Annotated in this window: 1 protein-coding gene and 1 pseudogene; one reads left to right on the top strand and one right to left on the bottom strand. The window is 68.9% G+C overall.

Annotation, left to right across the window (positions count from 1 at the left end):
- Window positions 1-373: pseudogene (locus JAO81_RS30885) on the bottom strand (ABC transporter substrate-binding protein); the annotation flags it as partial.
- Between the two features lie 385 nt (window positions 374-758).
- Here JAO81_RS30885 and JAO81_RS30880 point away from each other — a divergent pair.
- A complete protein-coding gene (locus JAO81_RS30880) occupies window positions 759-1967 on the top strand; it encodes an NADP-dependent malic enzyme (protein WP_165335079.1) in 1209 nt (402 codons plus the stop codon).
- Window positions 1968-2252 lie beyond the last annotated feature (285 nt).

The raw sequence follows: 2252 nt of genomic DNA, 5'->3' as shown, positions 1-2252 counted from the left end.
CGACGGGCGCGTACGCGATGTCCGAACCGACCTTGATGACGCCCTCGTCCTGGATCTCCTTGGGCAGCTTGTCGAAGAGCGGCGCCGAGGTCTTCTCGCCGGCCTTCGTCGAGTCGCCCTCCTTGCCGCTGTCCTTCGTCTGGTCGCCGCAACCGGTCAGGATCAGCGCGCCGGCGACCGCGATGGCGCCGACCGCGGCTATCCGGGACTTGGCGGTCGTACGACGGGTGGTGCTTGCGGTCATGGGGGTCCTCCGGCAGATGTGTGCTGATGAGGGAGCGATCAGCGGTCGTGCACACGGCTTCGGGTGTCGCGACCTTGTGTGATTACGGCATCTTGCCATTCGGACTGCACGATTCAGGCTGCCGCCCAGGTCAAAATCGGATAACAGGTGCGCGCGGGACGTAGAGGCCTGTCCTCCCAAGGGTGAGCGCCCGCTTGGTGAACCATCGCTAACCAGGCCAAACCCCGCTCATCTCGCTATCCGGACACGGGTGTTGGACTTTTGGTCCTGACTCGGACATTTGCCCTAGGTTTGAGGCGAATCTCTCTCGTGAAGTCCCCGTTCCATCCTGTACAAAAGAGCGTTACACCCCTCATCCGGGGACCAGGGCGCGTGTGCGGCGCGCCCGCGCGTGGACATCTCCCCCTTGCCTGGGGGCCCATCGCCCAACGGCGAGGCGTCCCGCGGTGCCCGCCCGCTCCCGAACAGGGAGCGGCAACCCTCAAACGATTGAACCTTTAAGGGGTCAGACAAAGTGGCAGCGGAGATCGTCAATCCTCGCAGCGACGCCGGAACGGACGGGGCCGACGAGCCCTTCGATCCGGCCTTCGCGCTGCATCGCGGCGGCAAGATGGCTGTTCAGGCCACGGTGCCGGTCCGTGACAAGGACGACCTGTCCCTCGCGTACACACCTGGTGTGGCCAAGGTGTGCAGCGCCATCGCCGAGCAGCCGGAGCTCGTCCACGACTACACGTGGACCTCGAACGTCGTGGCCGTCGTCACCGACGGTACGGCCGTGCTCGGGCTCGGTGACATCGGTCCTTCCGCCTCTCTCCCGGTGATGGAGGGCAAGGCGATTCTTTTCAAGCAGTTCGGCGGCGTGGACGCGGTCCCGCTGGCGCTCGCGACCACGTCCGTGGACGAGATCGTCGAGACCGTGAAGCGGCTCGCCCCGTCCTTCGGCGGCGTGAACCTCGAGGACATCTCGGCGCCGCGCTGCTTCGAGATCGAGCGGCGGCTCCAGGACGAGCTGGACATCCCGGTCTTCCACGACGACCAGCACGGCACGGCCGTCGTGACGCTCGCGGCGCTGCGTAACGCCGCGAAGCTCACCAACCGCACGCTCGGCGACCTGCGCGCGGTCATCTCCGGCGCCGGTGCGGCGGGTGTCGCGATCGCCAAGTTCCTTCTGGAGGCGGGCATCGGCGATGTCTCCGTCGCCGACCGCAAGGGCATCGTCAGCCGCGACCGCGACGACCTCACGCCGGTCAAGCGCGAGCTGGCCGAGCTGACGAACAAGGCCAACATCTCCGGCTCCCTGGAGTCCGCTCTGTCCGGCGCCGATGTCTTCATCGGTGTCTCCGGCGGTACGGTCCCGGAGCCCGCGGTCGCGTCCATGGCCCCGAACTCCTTCGTGTTCGCCATGGCCAACCCGAACCCCGAGGTGCACCCCGACGTCGCGCACAAGTACGCGGCGGTCGTGGCCACGGGCCGTTCGGACTTCCCGAACCAGATCAACAACGTGCTCGCGTTCCCCGGCATCTTCGCCGGCGCGCTGCAGGTGCGGGCCTCGCGTATCACCGAGGGCATGAAGATCGCCGCCGCCGACGCGCTCGCCGCGGTCGTCGGTGACGAGCTGTCCGCGGAGTACGTGATCCCCTCGCCGTTCGACGAGCGCGTGGCCCCCGCGGTCACCGCGGCCGTGGCCGCCGCCGCTCGCGCGGAGGGTGTCGCGCGCCGCTGACGGCAAGCGACGTCACGCTTCAGGGCCCTGCCTCCACCCGGAGGCGGGGCCCTTTTGCGCGGGGACTTCCGGGATCCGACGGAGAGTTGGGCCGGGCGCCTTCCGTGGTTCATCAGGGGCTGGTGAGATGCGCGCGGTTGTCCACTCCCTCATGACCCTGGAGGCAGGCGAGTGAACCTTGTCGTCAACGGAGACGCGGAATCCGGACCGGGCGGGGGGGCCGGCCCGGGCGGCGCCCTGCCCGGCCGGGGGGTCGCGCGGGGGGCGCCCCCGCTGGGCGCCGTC

Source organism: Streptomyces sp. N35, from assembly GCF_016464295.1.
Lineage (GTDB): Bacteria > Actinomycetota > Actinomycetes > Streptomycetales > Streptomycetaceae > Streptomyces.
The sequence above is the reverse complement of the archived record's forward strand: the minus strand, read 5'-3'. Positions and strand labels throughout refer to the sequence as shown.